Origin of the sequence: Mycobacterium xenopi, assembly GCF_009936235.1 — a bacterium.
Taxonomy (GTDB): Bacteria; Actinomycetota; Actinomycetes; order Mycobacteriales; family Mycobacteriaceae; genus Mycobacterium; species Mycobacterium xenopi.
In genome coordinates, this window is the sequence record NZ_AP022314.1 from 4,703,629 (window position 1) to 4,729,133 (window position 25,505).

Annotated in this window: 19 protein-coding genes and 3 pseudogenes; 10 read left to right on the forward strand and 12 right to left on the reverse strand. The window is 66.5% G+C overall.

Features of this window, described 5'->3' with window-relative positions:
* The first annotated feature begins 64 nt into the window (after positions 1 to 64).
* The 3 genes and pseudogenes from trmB (at position 65) to mmpL3 (ending at position 4,668) form a co-directional block, all read left to right on the forward strand.
* Entirely contained in the window at positions 65 to 859 is a 795-nt protein-coding gene (gene trmB, locus MYXE_RS22540; RefSeq protein ID WP_081485359.1) for a tRNA (guanosine(46)-N7)-methyltransferase TrmB, read from the forward strand.
* 2 nt (positions 860 to 861) lie between these two features.
* The gene (locus MYXE_RS22545; protein WP_004571678.1) at positions 862 to 1,587 is read left to right on the forward strand and encodes an NYN domain-containing protein; all 726 of its coding nucleotides are present in this window, start codon (positions 862 to 864) and stop codon (positions 1,585 to 1,587) included.
* A gap of 49 nt (positions 1,588 to 1,636) precedes the next feature.
* Positions 1,637 to 4,668 (forward strand): annotated as a pseudogene (gene mmpL3 / locus MYXE_RS22550) (trehalose monomycolate exporter MmpL3).
* Here mmpL3 and MYXE_RS22555 read toward each other — a convergent pair.
* Positions 4,665 to 5,846, reverse strand: a complete 1,182-nt coding sequence (locus tag MYXE_RS22555) for an AI-2E family transporter (RefSeq protein WP_004571676.1) — start codon at positions 5,844 to 5,846, stop codon at positions 4,665 to 4,667. The pseudogene mmpL3 and the gene MYXE_RS22555 sit on opposite strands and share 4 nt — an antisense overlap.
* 116 nt (positions 5,847 to 5,962) lie before the next feature.
* Between MYXE_RS22555 and MYXE_RS22560 the strand changes: the two are divergent.
* A pseudogene (locus MYXE_RS22560) lies at positions 5,963 to 7,101 on the forward strand (lysylphosphatidylglycerol synthase transmembrane domain-containing protein).
* Positions 7,102 to 7,119: 18 nt separating this feature from the next.
* Here the strand turns inward: MYXE_RS22560 and MYXE_RS22565 are convergent.
* Positions 7,120 to 7,644: a hemophore gene (locus MYXE_RS22565; protein WP_004571674.1), complete on the reverse strand. Its 525-nt coding sequence runs from the start codon at positions 7,642 to 7,644 to the stop codon at positions 7,120 to 7,122.
* A gap of 274 nt (positions 7,645 to 7,918) precedes the next feature.
* Between MYXE_RS22565 and MYXE_RS22570 the strand changes: the two genes are divergently transcribed.
* Together MYXE_RS22570 and MYXE_RS22575 are read left to right on the forward strand one after the other, a co-directional pair.
* Positions 7,919 to 10,870 carry an MMPL family transporter gene (locus MYXE_RS22570; RefSeq protein ID WP_004571673.1) on the forward strand — a complete coding sequence of 984 codons (2,952 nt, stop codon included), beginning with the start codon at positions 7,919 to 7,921 and terminating at the stop codon, positions 10,868 to 10,870.
* Positions 10,867 to 11,355, forward strand: coding sequence for a hypothetical protein (locus tag MYXE_RS22575; RefSeq protein ID WP_004571672.1), 489 nt, complete (start codon positions 10,867 to 10,869; stop codon positions 11,353 to 11,355). The genes MYXE_RS22570 and MYXE_RS22575 overlap by 4 nt, the downstream gene beginning before the upstream one ends.
* A 24-nt stretch (positions 11,356 to 11,379) precedes the next feature.
* On the opposite strand, the gene MYXE_RS22580 is transcribed toward MYXE_RS22575, so the two are convergent.
* Together MYXE_RS22580 and MYXE_RS22585 are read right to left on the reverse strand one after the other, a co-directional pair.
* Positions 11,380 to 12,024 (reverse strand): hypothetical protein, encoded by a 645-nt coding sequence (locus MYXE_RS22580; RefSeq protein WP_085195378.1) that lies wholly within the window; start codon positions 12,022 to 12,024, stop codon positions 11,380 to 11,382.
* Positions 12,021 to 12,665, reverse strand: a complete 645-nt coding sequence (locus tag MYXE_RS22585; RefSeq protein ID WP_004571670.1) for a hypothetical protein — start codon at positions 12,663 to 12,665, stop codon at positions 12,021 to 12,023. The genes MYXE_RS22580 and MYXE_RS22585 overlap by 4 nt, the downstream gene beginning before the upstream one ends.
* Positions 12,666 to 12,704: 39 nt before the next feature.
* Here MYXE_RS22585 and MYXE_RS22590 point away from each other — a divergent pair, with 39 nt between their 5' ends.
* The gene (locus MYXE_RS22590; protein ID WP_004571669.1) at positions 12,705 to 14,690 is read left to right on the forward strand and encodes a M13 family metallopeptidase; all 1,986 of its coding nucleotides are present in this window, start codon (positions 12,705 to 12,707) and stop codon (positions 14,688 to 14,690) included.
* Positions 14,691 to 14,758: 68 nt separating this feature from the next.
* On the opposite strand, the gene MYXE_RS22595 is transcribed toward MYXE_RS22590, so the two are convergent.
* The 3 genes from MYXE_RS22595 to ricR all read right to left on the reverse strand — a co-directional run bounded on the left by MYXE_RS22595 (position 14,759) and on the right by ricR (position 17,556).
* The gene (locus MYXE_RS22595; protein ID WP_004571668.1) at positions 14,759 to 15,784 is read right to left on the reverse strand and encodes a L,D-transpeptidase; all 1,026 of its coding nucleotides are present in this window, start codon (positions 15,782 to 15,784) and stop codon (positions 14,759 to 14,761) included.
* A gap of 142 nt (positions 15,785 to 15,926) precedes the next feature.
* Positions 15,927 to 17,108 (reverse strand): MFS transporter, encoded by a 1,182-nt coding sequence (locus MYXE_RS22600; protein ID WP_112650242.1) that lies wholly within the window; start codon positions 17,106 to 17,108, stop codon positions 15,927 to 15,929.
* A gap of 157 nt (positions 17,109 to 17,265) precedes the next feature.
* Complete coding sequence (gene ricR, locus MYXE_RS22605; RefSeq protein ID WP_004571666.1) at positions 17,266 to 17,556, reverse strand: copper-sensing transcriptional repressor RicR; 291 nt, start codon at positions 17,554 to 17,556, stop codon at positions 17,266 to 17,268.
* A gap of 145 nt (positions 17,557 to 17,701) precedes the next feature.
* Here ricR and ilvD point away from each other — a divergent pair, with 145 nt between their 5' ends.
* Positions 17,702 to 19,420: a dihydroxy-acid dehydratase gene (gene ilvD, locus MYXE_RS22610; RefSeq protein ID WP_085195382.1), complete on the forward strand. Its 1,719-nt coding sequence runs from the start codon at positions 17,702 to 17,704 to the stop codon at positions 19,418 to 19,420.
* 65 nt (positions 19,421 to 19,485) lie between these two features.
* Here ilvD and MYXE_RS22615 read toward each other — a convergent pair whose 3' ends face one another.
* Complete coding sequence (locus tag MYXE_RS22615; protein ID WP_039890431.1) at positions 19,486 to 19,929, reverse strand: SPW repeat protein; 444 nt, start codon at positions 19,927 to 19,929, stop codon at positions 19,486 to 19,488.
* A 173-nt stretch (positions 19,930 to 20,102) separates the two neighbouring features.
* On the opposite strand from MYXE_RS22615, the gene MYXE_RS22620 reads away from it, so the two are divergent.
* Entirely contained in the window at positions 20,103 to 21,083 is a 981-nt protein-coding gene (locus MYXE_RS22620) for an NAD(P)H-dependent flavin oxidoreductase (RefSeq protein ID WP_085195384.1), read from the forward strand.
* 3 nt (positions 21,084 to 21,086) lie between these two features.
* Here the strand turns inward: MYXE_RS22620 and MYXE_RS22625 are convergent, their stop codons facing one another.
* Complete coding sequence (locus MYXE_RS22625) at positions 21,087 to 21,746, reverse strand: O-methyltransferase (protein ID WP_085195386.1); 660 nt, start codon at positions 21,744 to 21,746, stop codon at positions 21,087 to 21,089.
* A gap of 134 nt (positions 21,747 to 21,880) precedes the next feature.
* On the opposite strand from MYXE_RS22625, the gene mymT reads away from it, so the two are divergent.
* Complete coding sequence (gene mymT, locus MYXE_RS22630; protein WP_085195430.1) at positions 21,881 to 22,027, forward strand: copper-binding metallothionein MymT; 147 nt, start codon at positions 21,881 to 21,883, stop codon at positions 22,025 to 22,027.
* A gap of 36 nt (positions 22,028 to 22,063) precedes the next feature.
* Here mymT and MYXE_RS22635 read toward each other — a convergent pair whose 3' ends face one another.
* From MYXE_RS22635 to MYXE_RS22645, 3 genes and pseudogenes are all read right to left on the reverse strand, one after another.
* Positions 22,064 to 24,181 carry a beta-glucosidase gene (locus MYXE_RS22635; RefSeq protein ID WP_085195388.1) on the reverse strand — a complete coding sequence of 706 codons (2,118 nt, stop codon included), beginning with the start codon at positions 24,179 to 24,181 and terminating at the stop codon, positions 22,064 to 22,066.
* Positions 24,178 to 24,701, reverse strand: a pseudogene (locus MYXE_RS22640) (TIGR04338 family metallohydrolase). The gene MYXE_RS22635 and the pseudogene MYXE_RS22640 overlap by 4 nt, the downstream one beginning before the upstream one ends.
* Positions 24,685 to 25,434 (reverse strand): DUF2786 domain-containing protein, encoded by a 750-nt coding sequence (locus MYXE_RS22645; RefSeq protein WP_085195390.1) that lies wholly within the window; start codon positions 25,432 to 25,434, stop codon positions 24,685 to 24,687. Before MYXE_RS22645 ends, MYXE_RS22640 begins: the two are co-directional and overlap by 17 nt.
* Between the last annotated feature and the right edge of the window lie 71 nt (positions 25,435 to 25,505).

A 25,505-nucleotide genomic window follows, 5' to 3' on the forward strand; every position in this document is an offset into this window, starting at 1 on the left:
ACTACCACCCGAAGACAACTGTTGGGTATCAATCTGCACCACACGACGGCTGCACCATGGGTTCATGGGCCACCATGGACGAATGCATGCGCAGCACGGGGCAGCGGCGACGTCGCCGGAGCTGCCCGATAGAGATGTGCCTGCGCAGCGCTATCCGCGTGTCACCAGCTTCCGGTCACGACGTTCAGCACTCTCCGGCGCCCAGCAGCAGACCTGGGAACGGCTATGGCCGGTGTACGGGCGCGACGCCCCCCGCTACAGCCAGGCGCAATCGAGTGGCGAGGACGACCAACCACGGCCGCTGCATACCCCGGCCTGGTTCGGACGTCACGCGCCGGTGGTGCTGGAAATCGGTTGCGGCGCAGGAACTTCGACACTCGAGATGGCGCGGGCTGAGCCCGATGTCGACGTCATCGCGGTGGATGTGTATCGCCGCGGGCTCGCGCAGCTGCTCAGCGCTATGCACCGCGAAGACGTCGGCAACATCCGGCTGATCCGCGGAGATGCGGTCGACGTCCTCGACCACCTGATCGCGCCGGCTTCGCTGACCGGGGTTCGGGTCTTCTTCCCCGACCCGTGGCCCAAGGCTCGCCACCACAAGCGCCGGCTGCTGCAACCAGCTACGGTTGCCCTGATCGCCGACCGGCTGCGACACGGTGGTGTGCTGCACGTGGCGACCGACCACGCCGGTTACGCCGCGCAGATCGCCGAGGCCGGTGACGGCGAGCCGCGGCTTGCTCGGGTCGACCCTCGCTCCCGGCCACTGGCGATCTCGGTCGACCGCCCGACCACCAAATACGAAACCAAGGCCCGGCACGCCGGCAGTGCCGTCATCGAATTGGTCTGGGAAAGATGCTGACCATGAGCATGACACAAGAAGCGGGCGCGCAAGCACCCGAACCGATCCCGCCGCCCGTGCCGTCGGCCGAGCCGTGCGGGAACGGCGTGGATGGGCTCGCGCCCCCGGTTCGGCGGGTGCTGCTGGTTTGGGATGCCCCGAACCTCGACATGGGCCTGGGTTCGATCCTGGGTCGCCGCCCCACCGCGCTGGAACGCCCGCGTTTTGACGCGCTGGGCCGCTGGCTGCTTGCCCGCACCGCCGAACTGGCTGCTAGTCGTCCCGACGTGTCGGTCGAGCCGGAGGCCACCGTCTTCACCAACATCGCCGCGGGCAGCGCCGACGTGGTTCGTCCCTGGGTGGATGCGTTGCGTAACGTCGGTTTCGCCGTCTTCGCCAAACCAAAGATCGACGACGACAGCGACGTCGACGCCGATATGCTCGCGCACATCGCGTTACGGTGCCAAGAGGGGCTCGCGGCGCTAATGGTGGCCTCCGCCGACGGTCAGGCCTTCCGGCAACCGCTGGAGGACATCGCGCGTGGTGGGGTCCCAGTTCAAGTGCTCGGATTTCGTGAACACGCTAGTTGGGCGCTAGCGTCGGATACCTTGGAGTTCGTCGACCTGGAGGACATTGCAGGCGTATTCCGGGAGCCGCTGCCGCGAATCGGCCTGGATTCGCTGCCCGAACAAGGAGCGTGGCTGCAGCCGTTCCGGCCGCTGTCCTCGCTACTGACCTCGCGTGAGTGACAACTCAAGAGCAATGCGACGGTCGCGACAGATCCAGTAAGGAGATTGCGTGTTCGCCTGGTGGGGCCGAACTGTGTACCGCTACCGGTTCATCGTAATCGGGGTCATGGTGGCGCTTTGCCTTGCCGGCGGCGTTTTCGGGCTGACCCTCGGCAAGCATGTCACGCAGAGCGGTTTCTACGACGACGGCAGCCAGTCGGTGAAGGCTTCTGTCCTGGGCGACCGGGTTTATGGCCGTGACCGCACCAGCCACATCGTGGCGACGTTCACCGCCCCACCAGGCAAAACCGTCGACGACCCGGCTTGGTCGAAGCAGATCAAGGACCAGCTCAACACCTTCAAAGCGGACCACCCCGACCAGGTGCTGGGCTGGGTCGGGTATCTGGCGGCACCGAACACCACCGACCCGGTGGTCAAGGGCATGGCGACCGAAGACAAGAAGCACACTTTCGTGTCGATCCCGCTCAAGGGCGACGACGACGACACGATCCTCAACAACTACAAGGCGATCGCGCCGGCCCTGCAGAAGCTCGACGGCGGCAAGGTCGAACTCGCCGGCCTCGAACCGGTGGCCAACGCCTTGACCGGCACCATCGAAACCGACCAGCGACGGATGGAAGTCCTGGCGCTGCCATTGGTGGCGGTGGTGTTGTTCCTGGTGTTCGGTGGGGTGGTCGCGGCCTGCCTGCCCGCGATCGTCGGTGGTCTGGCCATCGCCGGTGCGCTGGGCATTATGCGTTTCATCGCGGTTTTCGGGCCGGTGCACTTCTTCGCCCAACCGGTCGTGACCATGATCGGCCTGGGCATCGCGGTCGACTACGGGTTGTTCGTGGTGAGCCGGTTCCGCGAAGAGATCGCCGAAGGCTACGACAGCGAGGTCGCGGTGCGCCGCACCATGATGACGGCCGGTCGCACCGTGACGTTTTCGGCCGTGCTGATCGCGGTGTCGGCGGCCAGCATGCTGGTGTTCCCGCAAGGGTTCTTGAAGTCGTTGACCTACGCGACCATTGCGGCGGTCATGCTCTCGGCGATTTTATCGATCACGATCCTGCCGGCCGTGCTGGGCATCTTGGGCCGTCACGTCGACGCGCTGGGCGTGCGCACACTGTTCCGGGTGCCCTTCCTGGCGAATTGGAAGGTGTCGCGGGCATACCTGAACTGGCTCGCCGACCTGCTGCAAAAGACGAAGACTCGGGAAGAGGTCGAGCAAGAGTTCTGGGGCAAGCTGGTCAACCGGGTGATGAAGCGACCGCTGCTGTTCGCCGTTCCGATTGTGGTCGCGATGATCTTGCTGATCATTCCGCTGTTCAACCTGTCCCTCGGTGGCTTCAGCGAAAAATACCTGCCGCCCAGCAACCCGGTGCGTCAGGCGCAGGAGCATTTCGACAAGCTTTTCCCCGGCTACCGCACCGAGCAGCTGACCCTGGTGATCCAGAGCACCAACCACAGCAAGGTCACCGATCAGCAGGTCGCCGATATCCGCAGCAAGGCACCGCTGAACGGGTTCACCGCCAAGCAGTGGGAGGAACGCCCCTGCCCCAACATTGCGGGAAATCCGTGTGTCGCGGGACCCAATGGCACGACTCACCCGAAGGACGACTCGGTTCGGGTGATCCAGAACGGCCTGGTGAGTCCCAACGATGCGGCGAAGAAAATCGCCGAGTTGCGCGCCATCACGGCGCCCAAGGGGCTCAACCTCATGGTCGGCGGTACCCAGGCTCTTGTGCAGGACAGCATTCACGGCATATTCGCCAAGTTGCCGCTGATGCTGGTGATCCTGCTGACCACTACCACGCTGTTGATGTTCCTGGCATTCGGCTCGTTGGTGCTGCCGGTCAAAGCGACGGTGATGAGCGCGCTGACACTGGGTTCCACGATGGGCATCTTGACGTGGATTTTCGTCGACGGGCACTTCTCCAAGTGGCTGAATTTCACCCCGACGCCGCTCACCGCGCCCGTCATCGGGTTGATCATCGCGGTCGTCTTCGGTTTGTCGACCGACTACGAGGTGTTCCTGGTCTCCCGAATGGTTGAGGCGAGGGAACGCGGGATGTCGACCGCGGAAGCGATCCGGATCGGCACGGCGACCACCGGCCGCATCATCACCGCCGCCGCGACCGTGCTTGCGGTGGTCGCCGGCTCGTTCGTGTTCTCCGACCTGGTGATGATGAAGTACCTGGCGTTCGGATTGATGGCGGCGCTGCTGCTGGACGCCACCGTCATCCGGATGTTCCTGGTGCCGTCGGTGATGAAGCTGCTCGGCGACGATTGCTGGTGGGCCCCGCTGTGGATGAAACGCCTGCAGAACCGCATCGGGCTGGGCGAGATTCACCTGCCCGACGAGCGCAAACTGCCTGTACCGCGCAGCAGGGTAGAGCGTCCTTTCGTCGAGCGGCGTCCGGCCGCCGCGATGGCCGCGCCCGCCCGCTCGCCGCGTCCGCCGCACGACCCCACCCATCCCGGCGTGGAAGGGACATCACGTCCGCGGGCAGGCGGTCGGCCCGCGCCCCAGCCGCCGCGCAGCCCCGGCCGTCCGGTGCCAGCACCACCCGGATGCCCGCCGGCGGTGGCGAGCCGTCCGAACCGCCGACCACCCGCTTGTCGACGCCCCAGAACGCGGCCCCAGCCAACCGGCGGCCCAAGGCATCCCCGCCGCCACACGACCGCGAAATCGAATCGTGGTTAAGCGAATTGCGCGACGGCTTAGACCTCCCCGACGATCGGCCGCCCCACGACCACGACATGTCCCCACCGCCGCCACGCTCCCGCCACCGGGATCGCGCCGGTGACCGTCCCGCCGACCGATACGAGGCGGGCGCAGACCCAACACCCAAGCCGTCAGCCGAGCAGACCCGCGCGATGCCCATCCCCGGAAACCAACCCGGCAGCCAAACTCCAAGCGACGCAGGTGATCCCACCGCCGCCCTCCCGACCCCACCGCCCGAGGACAGCGACTCCGACGTGGCCACCGAGAAGCTCAACTCCCGCGGCCACAGCGGCAACAACGCCGACCAGACCCGCCAGCGCCGCACCGGCAGCGTCAGCGCACAGGATCTGTTGCGCCGCGAAGGCCGGTTCTAACTGCGGTCTGCGCCACGCTCCGCGGCGTCGCCCTCGTCGGGTCCCGAGCGCGCGTCGACGCTATCCGGTTCGGCGTGGACACGCGTCGTGCCGCCGTCGGCTTGCGCGGTTTGCGCCTCGGGTACGGGAGTTGATGCGATCAGCACCCGTACCGCGCGATCGACGAATGCAATGGTCGGGACGGCCAGCAGCGCGCCGACGATGCCCGCCAATATTCCGCCCGTCGAAATGCCCACCACCACCGCCAACGGATGAATTGACACCGCGCGCCCCATCACCAGCGGCTGCAATACATGGCTTTCCAACTGGTTCACCGCGATGATCACTCCCAGCGTGATCAACGCGTAAACCCAACCCTTTGCGATCAGCGCGACGACCACCGCCAGGAACCCGCTGACCACCGCACCGACCAGCGGGATGAACGCGCCGAGGAAGACCAATGAGGCCAGCGGCAAAGCCAGCGGCACGCTCATGATCGCCAGACCGGTGCCAACTCCAGCCGCGTCGACCAGGGCCACCAGGAACGTCGCCCGCACGTAACCGATCAGCGACTGGAACCCGGCGATGCCGGCTTTGTGGACCTTTTCGCGCACCTCGCTGGGGAAGATCTTGACCACGAACTGCCAGATGTTGCGGCCGCCGTACAGGAAGAAGATCAGCGTGAACAGCACCACGAACGCGCCCGTGACGATCTCGGTGACGGTGGTGGCTGTCGACAGCGCCCCGCTGGTCAGCTTGGCCTGATTCTTTTGCAGCACCTCGGTCATCGTGTTGCCGAGGTTGTTGACTTGATCCCGGCTCAGATGCACCGGACCTTCGACCAGCCATTTGCGGGTCGAGTCGATCAGGCGGGTGACCTGGTTGACCAGCCCCGGCAACCCGTCGATGAACTGGCTCACGACGAACGCCAGCACGCCGCCGATCGCGGCGAAACCGGTCAGCAACAACAGGAACACCGCCAGCCCGCGGTGGACGCCGTGGCGGTCCAGCCAGTCGACCCCGGGCAGCAGCAGTGCCGACAGGATCAACGCCAGTGCCAGCGGAACGAAGACCAACTCCAGCCGCTTGATCAGCCACAGCACTGCCACCAGGGCCGCGAATAGAACTAGAAGTCGCCACGACCATGCCGCGGCCTTGCGCACCAGCGGGTGAACGGATTCGTCTTCCAGGACCGACATCCCGGTAGCGTATCCGGCTCAGCGACGCTCAAACGGCCACGATCTGCGCTGGCGGCGACACGTCGGCGAAGCTAAGCGCCGCCGACGGCGCGATCTGCACCGCTACCCTAAAGCACGTGTCGGATGACGCGCCGGCCGGCAACCTTCGCCAGCAGCAGGAAGAGCCTGTTCGCGGCAAGTACTGGTGGATCCGGTGGGTCATTCTCGCGATCGTGGCGATCGTGCTCGCGATCGAGGTGGCGCTGGTCTGGGATCAGTTGGCCAAGGCCTGGAAGAGCCTGCTGTCGGCCAAGTGGTGGTGGCTGGTCGCCGCGGTGCTGGCAGCCGGCGCGTCGATGCACAGCTTCGCCCAGATCCAGCGCACACTGCTGAAATCGGCTGGCGTGCGGGTCAAGCAATGGCGGTCGGAAGCCGCCTACTACGCCGCCAACTCGCTGAGCACCACGCTTCCGGGCGGTCCCGTCCTGTCTGCGACATTTCTCCTTCGGCAACAACGGATTTGGGGTGCCTCGACGCTGGTCGCGTCGTGGCAGCTGGTGATGTCGGGGGTGTTGCAGGCGGTTGGACTGGCACTGCTTGGCCTGGGTGGCGCATTTTTCCTGGGCGCCAAGAACAACCCGTTTTCGCTGCTGTTCACCATCGGTGGTTTCGTCGCGCTTCTGCTGCTCGGTCAGGCGGTGGCCTCGCGGCCGGAGTTGATCGATGGCATCGGAGCGCGTGTGCTCTCCTGGGTTAACTCGCTGCGGGGCAAGCCCGCCGACACCGGGCTGGAGAAGTGGCGCGAAACGTTGACGCAGCTTGAAGCGGTCAGCCTGAGCCGGCGCGACCTCGGTGTGGCGTTTAGCTGGTCACTTTTCAACTGGATCGCCGACGTCGCCTGCCTCGGCTTCGCCGCATACGCGGCGGCGACAAGGCGTCGCTGGCGGGCTTGACGGTCGCCTACGCCGCCGCCCGGGCGGTCGGCACGATTCCGCTGATGCCTGGCGGCTTGCTGGTTGTCGAGGCGGTGCTGGTGCCTGGCCTGGTGTCCAGCGGCATGTCGCTGCCGGACGCCATCTCGGCGATGTTGGTCTACCGGGTGATCAGCTGGTTGCTCATCGCCGCTATCGGCTGGGTGGTGTTTTTCTTCATGTTCCGCACCGAGAACGAAGTCGACCCCGACGCCGTTGACGTTGGCGTCGACGGGTCGAGCAGCGACGAAAACCTGCCGCAGCCCGACCCGCCCGGCGACCGGCGCAGTTCTTCGGACAGTTAGCGGCGGCGCCGTCAGCGCTTACCTGACGGCGGTGATCGGCGACGCGGCAGCCGGACCTGGCAGGCTCCCGGCTCCAAGTGGCGGGGCCGCCGGCGCGCCGCCGGGCGTTCCGGCAACCGGTTGCACGCCAGCGCCGGGCAGGCCGTTCTGCGCACCCTGCATCAGTCCAAGCATCTGCGGAATCGTGATCGGCAGCTTGCACTTTGTGCCCAGGCCGGTCAGCGGCTGCGAAATCGTCTGCAGGTCGCTGGCCACTTTGGGGTTGGCTTCGAAGTAACTCTTCAGCGACGTCACCGACTGAGGCCCGGCGGGCTGCTGCAAGATCGTGGTCATCGCCTGGTTGGTCTCAGGGTGCGAGTCCAGGTAGTCGCCCGCCGACTTGGCTACCGAGCCAACCGTCTTTGCCATCTCGCTGGCGGCGCACGGATCCTGGGCACCGCTTGCCGACGGCACTGCCATCACAGCCGCGGCCGCACCACCTATCGCGGCGGCGCTCAACACGCCGAAAAGCCCGTGACGCAACGTTGCAGCGGTCTTCTTCATGGATAACTCCTTAGGGCTTGCGAACGCTCTCACGTCGGCATGTGGCCCGGCTTACGGCCATTTGACATCGTGCCATCTGGTGCGGCGACACCGCCAACCGGCGTGGCTGAGAATCTGCTTTGAAGCGCTCTTTTGGCTCGCGGCATCAATACCATCACAGTTCGACAGTCACCGCAGCTCAGAGCCGATAAGTAGACTTACTTTACAGCATGCTGCGGTAGGCTCACGGCCACGCAACGCGGGAGAAGGCGGGGAGAGCGAAATCCAGCAGTTCATGATGCGTCTGAGCAGCAACCTGCGCAGATACCGCTGGCTGGTGTTCGCAGGTTGGTTGCTCACACTGGTTCCCGCAATTTATTTGACGATGACCCAGTCGGGTCACTTGACCGGTGGCGGTTTCGAAGTGGCCGGGTCGCAGTCGCTGTTTGTTCACGATCAGCTCGAGGACCATTACCCGGATCAGGGTGCGTCCCCGCTTGCACTGGTGGCCGCACCGCGCGCCGACGCCACCTATGCGGACATGAACGACGCCGTCGCGCTGCTCAAGCGGATCGCGGCCGAGGTGCCCAGCGTGTCGGTGGTTCCCGACGCACGCCAGCCCGCCCCGCAGCCCGACCGGCCGTATGTGGTGTCGCTGCGGCTGGACTTCAACAACACCGGCGCCAGCGACGTGGCCCGGAAACTGCGGCAAAAAGTGGGCGTCAACGGTGACAAGCCCGGCACGATCGACAACGGCCGGGTGCGGCTGTATGTCATCGGGCAGGGCGCGCTGAGCACCGCCGCGGCGGGCAACACCAAACACGACATCGCCGCAGCGGAGCGGTGGAACCTGCCGATCATTTTGATTGTCTTGCTCGCGGTGTTCGGTTCGTTGGCCGCGGCCGCGATCCCGCTGGCGCTGGGCATCTGCACCGTGGCGATCACCATGGGCTTGGTGTATCTGCTGTCGACCTACACCACGATGTCGGTGTTTGTCACCTCCACGGTGTCGATGTTCGGTATCGCGCTGGCGGTCGATTACTCGCTGTTCATCTTGATGCGCTTCCGCGAGGAGCTGCGCGCTGGCCGGCAGCCGCAGCAAGCCATCGACGCGGCGATGGGCACCTCCGGGCTGGCGGTGGTGCTGTCGGGCATGACCGTGGTCGCCTCGCTGACCGGGATCTACCTGATCGATACCCCGGCGCTGGCATCGATGGCCACCGGCGCGATTCTCGCGGTCGCGGTCGCGATGCTCACCTCGGCCACCCTGACACCGGCGGTGCTGGCGACGTTTGGCCGCGCCGCTGCCAAGCGGTCAGCGGTGCTGCACTGGTCGCGGCGGCCCGAGTCCACCCAGTCGCGGTTTTGGACCCGTTGGATCGGTTGGGTCATGCGCCGCCCGTGGGCGTCGGCCCTCGCGGCGGCGGCGGTGCTTCTCGCCATGGCCGCACCATCGCTGTCGATGGTGCTGGGCAATAGCTTGTTGCGCCAATTCGACTCCACCCATGAGATCCGCGCCGGTGTCGCGTCGGCGGCGCAGGCGCTCGGGCCCGGGGCGCTGGGCCCGGTGCAGGTGCTGGTGAGCTTTTCCGACGGGCAAGCGTCGTCGCTGGCGCACCAGCAGACACTGGCCGCGATCGGTCGCGAGCTGGCCCGCGCTCCCGACGTCGTCTCGGTGACCCCGCCGGTGTTCGCCGACGACAACAGCAGTGCGCTGCTGAGCGCGGTGCTGTCGGTTGACCCCGAAGACATCAGTGCGCGCCACACCGTCGACTGGATCCGCACCCACCTGCCCGAAGCGTTCGGTGCCGGCTCGCCGCGCATCGACGTCGGTGGGCCCACCGCGCTGATCAAAGACTTCGACGATCGGGTCGCCCAGACCGAGCCGCTGGTACTGGTTTTCGTCGCGCTGATCGCCTTTGTGATGCTGCTGATCTCGATCCAATCGGTGTTCTTGGCGTTCAAGGGCGTGCTGATGACGGTGCTGTCGGTCGCCGCGGCTTACGGCAGCCTGGTGATGGTGTTCCAATGGGGCTGGCTGGAAAAGCTCGGTTTCGAGCGGATCAGCTCCATCGACAGCACCGTGCCGCCGCTGGTACTGGCAATGACCTTCGGGCTGTCGATGGACTACGAGATCTTCCTGTTGACCCGCATCCGGGAACGCTTCCTGCAGTCCGGGCACACCCACGACGCCGTCGCCTACGGGGTGAGCACCAGCGCCCGCACCATCACCAGCGCGGCGCTGATCATGATCGCGGTATTCATCGGCTTCGCGTTCGCCGGTATGCCACTGGTCGCCGAGATCGGCGTGGCATGCGCGGTCGCGATCGCCGTTGACGCCACCATCGTGCGGCTGGTGCTGGTGCCGGCGTTGATGGCGATGTTCGACCAGTGGAACTGGTGGTTGCCCGGCTGGCTGTCCCGCATCCTGCCCTCCGTCGACGTCGAAAAGCCGCTACCGAAAGTCGATCTCGGCGACGTCGTGATGATTCCCGACGACATCCCCGCGCCCGCGGTGCCCAGCGCGGATCTGCGGACGGTGATCAAGTCGGCGGCACGGCTCAAGCGGCTGGTTCCTGACGCGATCTCGGTGACCGACCCGCTGGCGTTCACCGGGTGCGGCGGCCGCGATACCGGCAGCGACGAGGACACCGGCCGTCGTACCGCCCTGACCGCCACCAACACCGCGGCCAACGCGCCGTCGGTAGCCCGAAAGTTCGTCGGCGGCTTGCCATCCCGTAACGGCATCAGCCGAGGCACCCCCCGCCCGCTACATCCCGTCACCGTCTGGCGCGGCCGGCTTTCCGTGGCCCTCGATGCGCTGGAGACCCAGGCCGACGCGGTCGAGCCGACGGTCGAGCGGCGCAGCCCGGTGGAGACCACCAATGTCCAATTGCCCACCGGTGACCGACTGCAGATCCCGACCGGCGCTGAGACGCTGCGCCTGAAGGGCTACCTGATCATGTGCCGCAACAGCAGCCGCGACTACGCCGAGTTTGCTGAGCTCGTCGATGCAGTGGAGCCGGAAACCGCTGCGGTGATCCTGGCCGGGATGGACAGGTACTACTGTTGTCGACAACCTAGGCGGGAATGGGTCGCCAGCCAGTTGGTGCGTCGGCTTGCGGATCCGCACCCGTCTGACATCGACGACGAAGACTGGTCCGACCCGGATGCGCGGGCCGAGTGGGAAGAGGTCCGGCAGCGCTGCCTGTCGGTAGCTGTGGCGATGCTGGAGGAGGCGAGGTGACGTTGGCAGCGGACCGACGCCGTGGGCCGGTGCCGCATCGTCCCGCTCCCCGGCCGCGGTACGCCGACCAGCCTGTCGAATTCTGGCCCACCGCCGCGATCCGCTCCGCGTTGGAGGGTGGGGACATCGGCACCTGGAAACAAATCGCCGTTGCGCTCAAACGCGACCCGTATGGGCGCACCGCGCGCCAGGTCGAAGAGGTGCTCGCGGATTCGCGGCCCTACGGCATCTCCAAAGCGATGGCCGAGGTGCTCGAACGCGCCCGCGCACACCTGGAGGCCGACGAACGCGCCGAAGTCGCCCGTCATGTGCGGCTGCTCATCGAGCGATCGGGTTTGCGTGAACAAGAATTCGCGTCGCGCATCGGGGTCACCGCCGAGGAGCTCGCCGCCTACCTCGACGCGAAGGTCAGCCCCTCGGCCTCGCTGATGATCCGCATGCGCCGACTATCCGACCGGTTCGCCAAAGCCAGGTCGAACACCTGACGGCGAGCGCGGGTGGCCGGAGGGTTACCGCGAGTGGATCGGCAACACGTCGAACACCAGCCAGTGACCGCTGTTTTTGGTCAGCGTCACCCGCAGCGCCAGCACGGTTCGGCTCGGCTGCTGGCCCGGGGTGTTCTGGGTAGCACGTAAGACCACCGCCACACTGGCCGCCGACGGCCCCAACGCCTCGACTCCGGCCGACAGCGTCGAAGCCTGCGCAGTGACATTGCGCTGCGCCAAATCGGCTGTGGACTTAGCGAATTGGTCCTTGAACGCCGCCGCGCGCTCCGGCACCATCATCGCCGCGGCCCGGTCGACCGATGCCGTCGGGTCCTGCGGAGAGTACGTCGCCGTCGCCTCGGCCATGCCTGAAGCGATCCGCGCCACGTCTCGGGCGTCGCGGTTGAAGTCGCGGTCGGGCATCGTCCAGCGAGCGAAGCCGGTCAGCCGCAGTGCGGGCGCGTCGTCATCGGTTCCGACCGTTACCGAATCACGGCGCGCCAGAACGAAATTGATCACCACTCCTTCGACGATCAGCAGCATCAGCACCGAGCACAGCGCCACCCACCACAGCGGCCACGCCAAAATGATCCCGATCATCGCCAGCGCGCCGATCGCGCCGAGCGGTGCTGCGACGTCAAACGCCAGCACCCGCCAGAGGTTTCTCATCGGATCGACCCCAACTGCGAGATCAGCAGCTTGCCGTCCACATCCGAGACATCAAGGCGCAGGTTCCAATGCACCGTCTGCGGTTTGCCGCCGACGTTCTCGGCGACCGACGTCGCGACCACCATGACGGTGTCGGTGCGGCTGGCCACCGGCGGAAGCCCCGGCGCGGGCTGTCGGGCACCCGGCGCGGCATCGGGGTCGTGGTGCACCGACTCGATCGCGACCGCCTCGATCCGCCCGGTGCTGCGAGACTTCAGCCGCTGCACCACTTCGCGATACGGACGCACGGCGGCGTCGAAGTCCACGTTGAGCTCACCGACGGTCCCGTCGTGCAGCCGCTGCAAGCTGGCGTCGACGTTGTCGCTGGTCATGTTGATCAGCACACCGGTCCAGTCGGCGGCGGTCTGCAGGACTCGGCTCTGATACGAGCGTTCCGCCACCTCGTCGCGGTGCGCCGACCAGATCGCCGCACCCAACGCGATCGCCGCGACGCACAACACCCCCAGCGCGGCCGACGCCACACCGTAAGCCGAGAACATCCGCCCGTCGGCCGCTGCGGTGTCGTCATCGTCGGCCAGCGGTTCGGGCGGGGCGGCGTCACCCTCGGCCCGTGGCGCGGTTGCTTGGCCGTCGTCAGGCATGGCCGAGAGGCTACCCGGCGGGGATGGAAGGATGGCGGGGTGACGGTAGAAGCGCTGCGCTCGGGCATCGACCTGAGCTTTCTCGACACCGGTATCCGACCCCAAGACGACCTGTTCGGTCACGTCAACGGCCGCTGGCTGGCCGACTACGAGATTCCGCCGGACCGCGCGAGCGACGGCGCGTTCCGGCAGCTGTTCGACCGGGCCGAGGTCCAGGTGCGTGACCTGATCACCGAAGCGGCCGCGGCCGCTGCCGAGCCGGGCACCGACGAACAGCGCATCGGCGACCTTTACGCCAGCTTCCTCGACGAGGACACCGTCGAACGGCGTGGTGTGCAACCACTGTTGGAGGAACTGGCGGCGATCGACGAGGCCACCGACCCCGACGCGCTGGCGGGCGCGCTCGGCGCCCTGCAACGCACCGGGGTGGGCGGGAGCGTCGGGGCGTACGTGGACACCGACGCCAAAGACTCGAGCCGCTACCTGGTGCACGTGACGCAATCGGGCATCGGGTTGCCCGACGAGTCCTACTACCGCGACGAGCAGCACGCCGAGATTCTGGCCGCCTACCCCGGTCACATCGCCCGGATGTTCGCGCTGGTGTACGGCGGTGACGCCGCAGACCACGCCCCAACCGCGGACCGCATCGTGGCGCTGGAGTCCAAGCTCGCCGCAGCGCACTGGGACGTGGTCAAACGCCGCGACGTCGAGCTCACCTACAACCTGCGCACCTTCGCCGAGGTGCAAGCCGAAGCCGCCGGATTCGACTGGACCGGTTGGATCGGCGCGCTGGGCAGCACACCGGAGGCTATGGCGGAACTCGTTGTGCGCCAACCAGATTACCTCACCGCATTCGCCCAGCTGTGGAGCAGCGAGGACTTCGACGACTGGAAGCGCTGGGCGCGTTGGCGGGTGATCCACTCGCGGGCGGGGATGCTGACCGATGCGCTGGTGCGCGAGGACTTCGCGTTCTACGGTCGCACCCTGACCGGTGCCGAGCGAATCCGGGAACGCTGGAAGCGCGGCGTTTCACTGGTGCAATCCCTGATGGGCGACGCCGTTGGGAAGCTGTACGTGCAGCGGCATTTTCCGCCGCAGGCGAAGGCCCGCATCGACGCCCTGGTGGACAACCTGCGCGAAGCGTACCGAATCAGCATCGAGAGCCTGGACTGGATGACGCCGCAGACCCGCGAGCGCGCGCTGGCCAAGCTGGACAAGTTCACCGCCAAAGTCGGCTACCCGAACAAGTGGCGCGACTACTCCAAGCTGGTGGTCGACCGCGCCGACCTCTACGGCAACTACCGCCGCGGCTGTGCGGTCAACCACGACCGCGAACTGGCCAAGCTCGGCGGACCGGTCGACCGCGACGAGTGGTTCATGACACCGCAAACGGTCAACGCCTACTACAACCCGGGGATGAACGAAATCGTCTTTCCGGCAGCGATTCTGCAACCGCCGTTCTTCGACGCCGACGCCGACGACGCCGCTAACTATGGTGGCATCGGAGCGGTGATCGGACACGAGATCGGCCACGGGTTCGACGACCAGGGGGCCAAATACGACGGCGACGGCAATCTGGTCGACTGGTGGACCGACGAGGACCGCAACGAGTTCGCCGCCCGCACCAAGGCGTTGATCGAGCAGTACGGCGACTACACGCCAAGGGCGCTCGGCGATGGTCACCGGGTCAACGGCGCGTTGACCGTCGGCGAGAACATCGGCGATCTGGGCGGACTGTCGATCGCGCTGCTGGCCTATCAGCTGTCGCTGAACGGCCAGCAGCCTCCTGTCATCGACGGCCTCACCGGCGTGCAGCGGGTGTTCTTCGGCTGGGCGCAGGTGTGGCGGGCCAAGTCGCGCGAGGCCGAGGCTATCCGGCGGCTGGCGGTTGACCCGCATTCACCGCCGGAGTTTCGGTGCAACGGCGTGATTCGCAACATCGACGCCTTCTACGACGCGTTTGGCGTCACACCCGACGACCAGCTCTATCTGGATCGGCAGCACCGCGTGCGCATCTGGAACTAAGTAGCGCGACCAGACGCAAAATCGCCCAAATCCGTTGCCAAAAGGGCGATTCTGCGTCTGCTCGACGGTTAAATCTGCCAGTCGTTGGAGCCGTCGTTCTTGCTGTAGGTACCACCGCTGGAGTTCTTGACCACGATGGGATCGCCGCTACCGAAGTTGTCGAAGAACCACTTGGCGTTGGCGGGGCTGATGTTGATGCAGCCGTGGCTGACGTCGCGCACACCCTGGTCGGCCACCGACCACGGCGCACTGTGCACGAAGTCGCCGCTGTTGTCGAACTGCACGGCATCCTGAACCGTGACCTTGTAACCGTACGTCGAGTTGACCGGCACCCCGTAGGTCGACGAATCCATCACCACGGTGGCCTTCTTGTCCAGCACGTAGTAGGTGCCGTTGGGGGTCTGGTGGCCGCCCGCCGACATCCCCATCGACATCGGGATGGTCTTTTCCACCTTCCCGTTGCGGGTGACGGTCATCGTGTGGGTGGCGTCGTCGGCGGTGGCGACCAGCGCGTCACCCGTCTGAAAGCTGGACTTGGTGCCGGCTGCATCGATATTCACGATGGTGTGGGCCGGCCAGAAGCTCAGTGGACGCCACCGCACCTGGGTTGGGCTCATCCAGTAGAACTTGCCGGGCACCGGTGGCTCCGACGAAATATGGATCGCCTTTTCCGCCATCGCCTGGTCGGCGATCGGTCGCTGGAAATTGATGATAATCGGCTTGGCCACGCCGACCGTCGCGCCGTTGGCCGGGTTGAACGACGGCGGCAGGAACGGCGGCTCGCCGACGAACGGCGTCGGGTCCTGGCCAGCGACTGGTCCCGCGGGTGCTGCAGCGGAGGCGATCGGTGCCGACGGCGGGGCCGCAGGGTCCGCGGGAGGCGGTGCTGCCACCGGATCGCCTGCTGCCGGCGCTGCCGGCACGACCGGCGGCGGTGGCGGCGGTGCGTCACCGGGGCCCGGATCGGCCACGGTCGGATCCCCGGGCGGCTGGTCGGGGTCGGCCAGGGCCGGGCCGGGACCCAAGGCCAGCACGGCGGCCAGTCCCGCCGTGCCGAGAACGGCGAGAAGCGTGCCTCTCGTCGATCGCGACATATGCATACCTCCAGTCACAGTCTGTAGCCCAGTGTGGCATAGCGCGGCGACCGGTTTTCAGCTCAGCGACCGCCCGCCGGCCGCACGACTGCCCAAATTGTCGGCTTGAGCTGCAGTGTTAATCGCCGCAACGGGGCGGATGTTACGGCTGTTCGGCCAGCGCAGGCACCGCGAACAGCTGTCGGCTGGCCGCCATGCCGCTTAGCGCGGCGCCCATCAGGACCGCCGAGGCGGCCAGCATCACCGGCACGCTGCGCTCGTAGAGCAGACCACCGGCCAGTGATCCGGCGGTGATCCCTATCTGGAAGGCCGCCATGTACAGCCCTGACGCGCCGTCGGGATCGTCGGCGCCGGCCCGCATCGCAGCAGCCTGCATCATCGGCGACACGGCGTTGGCGGCCGCCCCCCACAGCGCGATCGCAGCGGTGCCGATCACCGCGGTCACCGTGCCGGGCGAGCCGAATGCCAATGCGGTCAGCAGGAACAGCGCCGCCGACAGTGCGCCCATGCAGCTGATCACGGCGGTTTTGGGGCGACGGTCCGATGGCCGGGCCACCACCGGCATTGCCACCAGGCCGGCGATCCCGTACGCGGCCAGCAACCAGGCCAGGTTGGGCCCGCGCACGCCGACGACGTCACGGATGATCACCACGATGTACGTGTAGGAGATGTAGTGGCCGGTGACGGCGACCAGCGTGAGCAGGCTCACCCGCAGCAGCCGCCGGTTGCGGTGGTGGCGGGCCCGGGGGCCCACGGTGGCGAGTTGGTCGTCGCTGAGCGCCAGCGTCGGCAAGACCGCCCAGGCCGCCAGCATGACGCCGGCCGCGGCCCCGGTGATGCACGCGACGGCCAGCCGCCAGCCCCACAGCAAGCTCATCGCCGCCGTCAACGGGCTGCCGACGACGACGGCCAGGCTGATGCCGACGTAGACCACCGTCGTGGCGCGTCCGGCATGACTGGCCGGGACCAGCCGGGTAGCGATCGGGGCCAGCACCGACAGCATCAGACCGTGGGTGATCGCGCACAGCACCCGACCGGCTGCCAGCATCGAAAATGTGGAGGCCACCGCCGAGATGGCCTGTGAGGCGGTCAGGCACATCAAAGTCAGCAGCAGCGTCTGCCGCCGCGGCCAGTGCGCCGTCCAGCGCACCAGGGGAATCGTCGTCACCGCGGCAACCAGCGCATACCAGGCCAGCAGCGTGCCGACCAGGGGAACGCTGACGTGCAGGTCACGCGCGATCGCGGGCAGCGCACCGACCGGCAAGATCTCGGCGGTGACGTAAATAAAGGCGGCAGCCGCCAGCACCGTCAATTGCGCCGCGATCCGCGGCGTCCAGGGCCCGGCGCGCCCGGTTGCGTTGTCCGCGCCGAGCGTGTGGGTTGCAGCGTCGAGTCGGCGATGGCGCAATCGCGCTGCTCGCCCAGTGTGCGTCGCCCCCACGGCCCCTACTCAACCATGGGTTTGCCCCAGGCGTTAATCCTCAAGAACGAACGAGTCGGGCAATCGCGGCTGACGCTTCCGCGATTTTCGCATCGGCTTCGTCATCGCCGGCCGCGATCGCACGGCTGACGCAGTGGCCGAGATGTTCGTCAAGAAGGCTCAGCGCCACCGAACGCAGGGCGCTGTTGGCGGCACTGATCTGGGTGAGGACGTCGATACAGTACTTATCCTCTTCGATCATCTTCGCGATCCCGCGCACCTGGCCTTCGATGCGGCGCAACCGTTTAGCGTAGTTGTCCTTTTGCGACGAATAGCCGCGGGTCGATGCCATCTAACCTCCCAGCATCGTGGTGTAGGCCTGTTGCACGGTGACGTCGCGCCTGCAAGGAGCTGCACTGCGATCAACTCTACTCGATACCCCAGCGGGGTATGCTCCCCTGTTTGGGGCCTTGAGCCGTCTCCCGCATACTTGGACGATGGCACACACCTCCGAGTCGGAGTCACGGTCGATCGACATCAAACCTCGCAGCCGTGATGTCACCCACGGTCTGGAAAAAGCCGCCGCTCGTGGAATGTTACGGGCAGTGGGCATGGACGACGACGACTTCGCCAAGCCGCAGATCGGGGTCGCGTCGTCGTGGAATGAGATCACGCCGTGCAACCTGTCGCTGGACCGGCTGGCCAAGGCGGCCAAAGACGGGGTGTTCGCTGCCGGCGGCTATCCGCTTGAGTTCTGCACGATTTCGGTGTCCGACGGCATCTCAATGGGCCACGAGGGCATGCACTTCTCGTTGGTGTCCCGCGAGCTGATCGCCGACAGCGTCGAAACCGTGATGCAGGCCGAACGCTTCGACGGCGTGGCGCTGCTCGCCGGCTGTGACAAGTCGCTGCCCGGGATGCTGATGGCCGCCGCCCGCCTGGATGTGGCCGCGGTTTTCCTCTACGCGGGCACCATCTTGCCCGGACGAACCAAACTCTCCGATGGCAGCGAGCGCGAGGTCACCATCATCGACGCATTCGAGGCGGTCGGCGCGTGCGCACGCGGCTTGATGCCCCGCGAAGACGTCGACGCCATCGAACGTGCCATCTGCCCCGGCGAAGGGGCGTGCGCAGGCATGTACACCGCCAACACGATGGCCAGCGCCGCCGAGGCGCTGGGGATGTCGTTGCCGGGCAGCGCGGCGCCACCGGCGACTGACCGCCGCCGCGACGGGTTCGCGCGCCGCAGCGGGGAGGCTGTTGTCGAGTTGCTGCGGCGCGGTATCACCGCGCGCGACATCTTGACCAAGGAGGCGTTCGAAAACGCGATCGCGGTAGTGATGGCGTTCGGCGGCTCGACCAACGCGGTGCTTCACCTGTTGGCGATCGCCAACGAAGCCAACGTCAAGCTGTCGCTGGAGGATTTCAGCCGCATCGGGGCCCGAGTCCCGCACTTGGCTGATGTCAAGCCCTTCGGGCGGCATGTGATGGCAGACGTCGACCGGATCGGCGGCGTGCCGGTGGTAATGAAAGCCCTGTTGGATGCTGGTCTGCTGCATGGCGACTGCCTGACGGTGACCGGCCGGACGGTGGCGGAGAACCTCACGCGTATCGCCCCGCCGGACCCGGACGGCAAGGTGCTACGGGCGCTGGACAAGCCCATCCATCCGACCGGCGGCATCACAATCCTGTACGGATCGCTGGCGCCGGAGGGTGCGGTGGTCAAAACCGCGGGCTTCGACACCGAGGTGTTCGAAGGCACCGCAAGGGTTTTCGACGGTGAGCGGGCCGCATTGGATGCCTTGGAGGCCGGGACCATCAAGGGCGGCGACGCCGTGGTGATCCGCTACGAGGGTCCAAAGGGCGGTCCCGGGATGCGCGAAATGCTTGCTATCACCGGCGCTATCAAGGGCGCTGGCTTGGGTAAAGACGTGCTGTTGTTGACCGACGGCCGCTTCTCCGGCGGCACGACCGGCCTGTGCGTGGGGCACATCGCCCCTGAAGCGGCCGACGGCGGGCCGATCGCTTTCCTTGCGGACGGCGATCGGATCCGGCTTGACGTCGCGCGGGCAACCCTGGACGTATTGGTCGATGCCGACGAGTTCGCTTCGCGCCGTGCCGGTTTCACTCCACTACCGCCGCGCTACACCAGCGGGGTACTAGCCAAGTACGTCAAGCTGGTCGGCTCGGCGGCCACCGGAGCGGTCTGTGGTTAAGCTGCATTGAGTCCGACCCGGCCGGCTGATCCCGGCCGGGCATGGCGAATCGGCGCCCGACCTAGTTACGCGTGCTTTGCTTCGTAGCTACGTGCGCGCATGCCGAAGTACACGGCGGTCAGGCCCAGGACGGTTATCACCGCACCGGCGACCACATTCGACCAGATCATCCCGGCCGTCGGCGAGACACCGTGCAACACCCACGGCGAGACGATGAGCCAGACACCGAACACCGGCAGCGTCCAGGTCATGCCGTGCGTGCGGTCGAGCGCTGACGCAAAGCAAAACGCCAACACGGCGACGGCTATCCCGCAGATCAGGTCGTTGCGGGCAAGCGGTCTAGTCCCGGCGAACCCGACAACCCATGGCGACACAGCCGCGTAGATCCCGGTCAGCAGCGCCAAACCGAAGGTGAACTGCGCGGTCATTGACTCCGCGGCCCGCTCATAGTTGGCACGCAAAGCCAACAGATCCGGGTGTTGTTCGATTGATGGATGCACCGTGCTCATTTTGTGACCTTTCTGTTATGCGGCAAGCCTTTTGGGCTTACCGCAACCCATCCATCTGCCCCAAGATTACGCCCGTCGGTGCAACGCCAGCAACGAAAAGTGACCCCTGGTCACCACCCCCTCGACGGGCGGACGCCACCACCCCGTACCGTCAAGGAGCAGCGAGGTGAGACATGGATGTCGCAGATCGGCTCAAGCTCGACGTTCCGGTGGGCCAAGCGGGGATGGGCGGTGGGCTGGCGGGCGCACCGTTAGCGGCCGCGGTCGCCAAGGCCGGTGGCCTGGGGACGCTGGGGCTTACCTCGCCCACCGAGTTGCGAAAGTCCATCGATCAGGTGCGCGACGAAGCCCCAGGGCGCGCCGTCGCAGTAAACCTGTTGTGGCCCTTCACCCGTCGCCGCCACGTGCGCGTCTGCGTCGAAGCTCGCATCGACGTCGCGGTGCTGGCCTTCGGCGGTGACCGCAGCCTAATCGAGCATCTACACGACACTGGGATCTTCGTCTTCGTCATGGTCGGGACCGAAGGCCAAGCGCGACAAGCCATCGCGTGGGGCGCTGACGGTCTCATCGCCCAAGGACGCGAGGCCGGTGGCCACCTGGTCGGCACCCAGCCGGCGCTGGACTTCCTGCCACAGGCGCTGTCGCTGGCCGGGCCGCGTCCGGTGTTCCTCGCCGGCGGGATCGCCACCGGCGCCGATACCCGCGCCGCGCTCGCGGGTGGCGCCAGCGGCGTCATCGCCGGAACGAGGTTCTTGATGACGTCTGAGTCCAACGCGCACCCCGAATACCAGCGCCGACTCCTCGACGCGGACCGGACCATCGAAACCACGCTGTTTGGCCTGAGCTGGCCGCTGCGGCACCGCGTCGTGCCCAATGCCGCCACCCGCCGGTGGTGCCGCAGCGACGGGACCGCCAAGACGTTGCCAGCTGCGCTCAACACATGCAGTCGCGCGCTTGCCGTGCTGGGCTACCTCGACGCCGGTGCGTTGCTGCGGTTGCAGTCACCGCGGCGTCCCTGGTTCACGCCATTGGCGCCGCTGGCAGGAATGCCCGATTCCTGGGTCGACCGGGCAGCCCTCTACGCCGGTGAGACGGCGCTGCGGATCACCGAAATCACCTCGGCCGAGCAGGCTCTGGCAGATCTGACGCCGTGACGACTACTTGACCAACGCGATCGCGAAGCCATCCCAATCCTTGGCCCCGACCGTTTGAAGCGCTGCGGCATCCAGTTGTGGATGCTTGCCCATCAGCTCAATGGTCTGGCGCACCGCCTGCACCCGACGGTCGCCTGGCGCCGGTGTCACCACCTGACCACCTCGAATGACGTTGTCCACCACGATAAGTGAGCCCGGCCGGGTCAGTCGTACCGCCCATTCGACGTATGCAACGTTGTTCTCCTTGTCGGCGTCGATGAACACCAAGTCGAACGGTCCGCCGGTCAGGGTGGGCAAAGTGTGCAGGGCGGCGCCGACGATCACCTCCACTCGATCTGCAACGCCGGCGCGCTGCAGGTTGCTCCGGGCAACCTCGGCGTGCTTCGGCTCGTATTCCAGTGTTACCACCCGACCTTGCGGACCTGCGCCGCGCGCCAGCCAGATGGTGCTGAAGCCGCCCAGCGTGCCGATCTCGAGAATCCTGCGCGCCTGCATCGCGCTGGCCAGCAACGACAAAAACTTCCCCTGTTGCGCCGATACCGCGATGGGCGGCAACCCGGCAGCATCGCTTGCTTCCAAGGCCGCCCACAGCGCGGGATCGTCACCGATCAGTGCGCTGTTCAAGAACTTGTCGACGTCGCGGGGACTCAACTCTTGTGCCATGACCGCCAACCTACTGCAGCCACCCATCCGGCTCTTTACTCTATACCCGTAGGGGGTATATAGTGACCGGGTAGCGGAACCTCCGCTGGATTCTTGCCTTTGCGGGAATCCCACGACGAATAGGGGTGATGCCGATGGCCAGCTACGAGAAGGGCACCGTATTAACTTGTGGCCACGAAGGCTGTGGGTGCCGCGTTCGCATCGAGGTCGAATGCCACTGCCCTGAGGCCGGCGAGGCGTACCGCTGCACGTGCGGCGACGAACTGGTCGCCGTCGGGTAGCCGGGTCGTTGCGGTGGGGCCAGGGCTTCCGGTCGATCAACGTCCGAACGTGCGCCCGGGGAGACCGACAGTGGCCCTAAGCTCCGGCTCCACCGCCGAGGCACCCACGGCGAGCGTGTAGCTGCCCTCGTCGATGCGCCAGCTGCCGGCGCTGCCGTCGTAGCGGGCGAGCACCCGCGGATCGGCTTCGATGGTGACGCGGCGCGACTCGCCGGGCGCCAGCTCGACACGTTCGAATCCGAGCAACCGCAACCGCTGCCCATCGGGCGCCGCGGTCATGTAGAGCTGCGGGACGTCGGTGCCGGCACGTCCGCCGGTATTGACGACGGTAAAGCTGGCCGTGACGGTGTCACCGCCGCTCACTGTCAGGTCGCGGCGCTCAAACCTGGTGTAGGACAGGCCATGACCGAACGCGAACATCGGGCGATGGCCCTGCGTCGCGTACCACCGGTACCCGACCTCGGCCCCTTCGCTGTAGTGAATGGTGATCGGTGTCCCCCACGGGGCGCCCAGGCCAGGCAACTCCGGGCGCGGCGTCTGGCTGAGATCCAGCGGAAATGTGAGCGGCAGCCGCCCGCACGGGTTAGCAGCGCCGACCAGAATCTCGGCGATCGCTTGCCCGCCGGCCTGCCCCGGGTACCACGCTTGCAGGATTGCGTTCACTTTCTCGCGCCAGGGCATCGCCGTGGGGTTGCCGGTTTCGAGCACCACCACCGTGTTGGGCTGGGCCTCGGCAACCGCTTCGATCACCGCGTCCTGCCCCCACGGCAAAGCCAGATCGGCGTTGTCGAAGCCTTCTCCCTCGACGCGCACCGCGAACACCACGGCGATGTCTGCCCGCCGCGCCGTCAGCGCGGCTTCGGCTGGGCTGATACCGGGGTCGAACTCGATAGTATTGTGTGGGAGCATCTTTCGTAGCTCAGTTAGTGGGCTCGATGGCAACAGGTAGAGATTGCGGACGCTGCCCATCAGCCCTGGAGCACCTATCGGGATGACCGCGGCATAGCCGCCGGGCGGAACGACGGCGCTCGAACCGCAACCGGTCGGGACACCGATCTGCGCATAACCGCCAATCACGGCGATGCGACCCGCCGACTCCGGTTCGATGGGGAGCAGCCCGCGGTTTTGCAGCAGCACGACTCCCTGTCGAGCGATGTCCAGCGCAATTGCATTGTGGGCAGCCATATCTGGTGGCGGCGTAGCCTCCCATCGATCGGCGCCGACGGCGAATATCGAACGTAGGATCCGACGCGCCATGTCGGAAAGGCGCTGTTTGGGCAGTTTGCCTTCGGCATAGGCGGCTCTGAGGCGGTCGGTGAATGCCTCTGCACCCCAAAGCAATCGGTCGATTTGCGCGCCTGACTCCTGGTCCAGGCCCTTGAGCGCAAACTCCCAGCTAGGCGTCGCCCCCCAGTCCGACATCACCCAACCCTGGTAGCCCCAAGCAACTTTCAGTATGTCGTTGAGCAAAAGGTCGTTTCCGCTCGCGTAATCGCCGTTGACCTTGTTGTATGCGGTCATCACGGCGCCGGGTTGCGATCTCCCGATGGCGATCTCAAAGGCCAACAGGTCAGATTCGCGGTGGGCGTCGGCGTCGATGACAGCGTCCAGCCAGTTGCGGTTGGTCTCGTTACAGTTCAGCGAGTAATGTTTGATCGTCGAGATGACGCCCTGCTGCTGGATTCCGTTGATCGATTCGGCAGCAATCGTGGCGCTCAGAAACGGGTCCTCCGAAAGGTATTCGAAATTGCGGCCGTTGCGTGGGTCGCGCGCGAGATTGATGCCGCCCGCCAGCAGCACATTGAATCCGCGACTGCGCGCCTCGCGAGCGACCGCCGCGCCCGAGGCGCGCGCCAGTGCAGGGTTGAAGCTGGCAGCCAATGCCAGGCCGGCCGGCAGCGCGGTTGCGGTGTCGCCCGGACGGTAGCCGGGGTTGGTAACGCCGAGGCTGGCATCGGTCATCAGTAGCGGCGGCACACCAAGTCGCGGGATGCCAGGCACATATCCGGCGCTCATGGGAACGTCGGCCGGGATGCGCTCGTCGCGGACCGGGAGTAACTCGTTGGCGCCCATCACGCTGGCCAGCAACGAAAACCGCTCGTCGTCGGTCAGTTTCGCCTCGATCTCGCGGGCGCGGGTGTCAGGATCGGTCATCGCACACCTTCTTTCGCGTATACCACCCGCAGCACATGCCCGAGCTCCGGTCCCATCACCAGCTCGGCCAGGGCGCACATGGCGTCGACGAATTCCGAGCCGTGCGGCGGCTGCGCCTGGCAGAGGTGGTGCGCGATTTCATGCAAGACCACCAACTCACGCATCGCCCAGTCGGCGGTGTCACGGGTGGGTACTGCGATAATGCCTGCGCCGTCATGGTTTTCGTAGTGCGCGGCGGAAGCGGCGCGCCGGGCTCGGACCTTCAGCGGCGGCAGCGCCGCCACCGGCGTTGCACGCTTGGCAGCGCCAGTACCTCGTCGACGTAACGCTGCACCGCAGCAACCGACCCGAACCGCCCTTCCGGCGGCAGCGTCAGCTGCGTGCCGAAGAATTCGACGGCCTGTGATCCATGCTCGGCTGCCCGGTCGAACAACGTCCGCACGAAGTCCTCGGCCGCGTAGACCTTGGAGCGCTGCGTATCCCGCGTGCCGGCCTCCTCGGGCTCAGCGGTCCAGCGCAGCCCGCGCCGAGGACAACTCCGCGGTGTTGCCGAGCCTTGCCCGCCGACCAGCCCGGTCCCCCGCTCGCCGTGCGGCCGACGAATACCCAGCCGAAGCCCGATAGGCCTGCCAGGTGCCGCGCGCCCTTGATGCCCTGCGATAGTAGTCGAGTAGTTCAATCTCTTTGTCGCGCAGAGCGATCGCGGTACCGGGCGAACGATCGGAGTCGTGTTCCGCTTCTTGGCGTGCCTGCTGGCGGGCCTCCGCCAGCCGCTGACCCACCCGCGCGCCGAATGCGAGCTGAAAGTTGAGCCGCGCCGTGATGGTCGGCGTCGGCCGATGCGCACCGGAGGCGATATACGCGTCTGAGGCCCGTACCATCTGGACCACGAGGCTGGCGTACAGGGCGTGGGTGGCGTCGATGTCCTCGGCGAACCCGTAGGCGTATACAAACGTCGAGTTGGACGCGACGTCACAGCGCACGTCGTTGGCATGGGCGATCACCACAAACAGCTGCACATACGTCCGCAGTCCCTTAGCGCCCGCTGGTCCGATTGTGATCGTACGTTGGATCGGCACCTGCGCGCGGGTGCGCTTGTCGGCATGCGAACGGGCCACCGCCAAGTCGATGGACGTCGCCGTAGCCAGACGTTGTGCTGCGGCCATGAACGCCTCAGCTTCATGCGGGTTGTCGGTGCCCTCAGCCTGTCGCAGCAGGGCAGCGATTCGCGCCAGCATCTTGTCGTCGGTCATCTACGCCGCTCCTTTTCATCGCTTCGCTCGGCATCGTCGTCGGCTCCAATCCTGGGGCCAAACTACGGGAT

Bases quoted from the DNA above. Each gene is read 5' to 3' on its own strand.
- MYXE_RS22645 (WP_085195390.1), bottom strand. From the start codon at position 25,434: ATGACCGACGACAAGATGCTGGCGCGAATCGCTGCCCTGCTGCGACAG.
- MYXE_RS22585 (WP_004571670.1), bottom strand. From the start codon at position 12,665: ATGCCTGACGACGGCCAAGCAACCGCGCCACGGGCCGAGGGTGACGCC.
- MYXE_RS22595 (WP_004571668.1), bottom strand. From the start codon at position 15,784: ATGTCGCGATCGACGAGAGGCACGCTTCTCGCCGTTCTCGGCACGGCG.
- MYXE_RS22555 (WP_004571676.1), bottom strand. From the start codon at position 5,846: ATGTCGGTCCTGGAAGACGAATCCGTTCACCCGCTGGTGCGCAAGGCC.
- MYXE_RS22580 (WP_085195378.1), bottom strand. From the start codon at position 12,024: ATGAGAAACCTCTGGCGGGTGCTGGCGTTTGACGTCGCAGCACCGCTC.
- mymT (WP_085195430.1), top strand. From the start codon at position 21,881: ATGGCCAGCTACGAGAAGGGCACCGTATTAACTTGTGGCCACGAAGGC.
- MYXE_RS22625 (WP_085195386.1), bottom strand. From the start codon at position 21,746: ATGGCACAAGAGTTGAGTCCCCGCGACGTCGACAAGTTCTTGAACAGC.
- MYXE_RS22570 (WP_004571673.1), top strand. From the start codon at position 7,919: ATGATGCGTCTGAGCAGCAACCTGCGCAGATACCGCTGGCTGGTGTTC.
- MYXE_RS22545 (WP_004571678.1), top strand. From the start codon at position 862: ATGAGCATGACACAAGAAGCGGGCGCGCAAGCACCCGAACCGATCCCG.
- trmB (WP_081485359.1), top strand. From the start codon at position 65: ATGGGCCACCATGGACGAATGCATGCGCAGCACGGGGCAGCGGCGACG.
- ilvD (WP_085195382.1), top strand. From the start codon at position 17,702: ATGGCACACACCTCCGAGTCGGAGTCACGGTCGATCGACATCAAACCT.
- MYXE_RS22615 (WP_039890431.1), bottom strand. From the start codon at position 19,929: ATGAGCACGGTGCATCCATCAATCGAACAACACCCGGATCTGTTGGCT.
- MYXE_RS22635 (WP_085195388.1), bottom strand. From the start codon at position 24,181: ATGACCGATCCTGACACCCGCGCCCGCGAGATCGAGGCGAAACTGACC.
- ricR (WP_004571666.1), bottom strand. From the start codon at position 17,556: ATGGCATCGACCCGCGGCTATTCGTCGCAAAAGGACAACTACGCTAAA.
- MYXE_RS22620 (WP_085195384.1), top strand. From the start codon at position 20,103: ATGGATGTCGCAGATCGGCTCAAGCTCGACGTTCCGGTGGGCCAAGCG.
- MYXE_RS22565 (WP_004571674.1), bottom strand. From the start codon at position 7,644: ATGAAGAAGACCGCTGCAACGTTGCGTCACGGGCTTTTCGGCGTGTTG.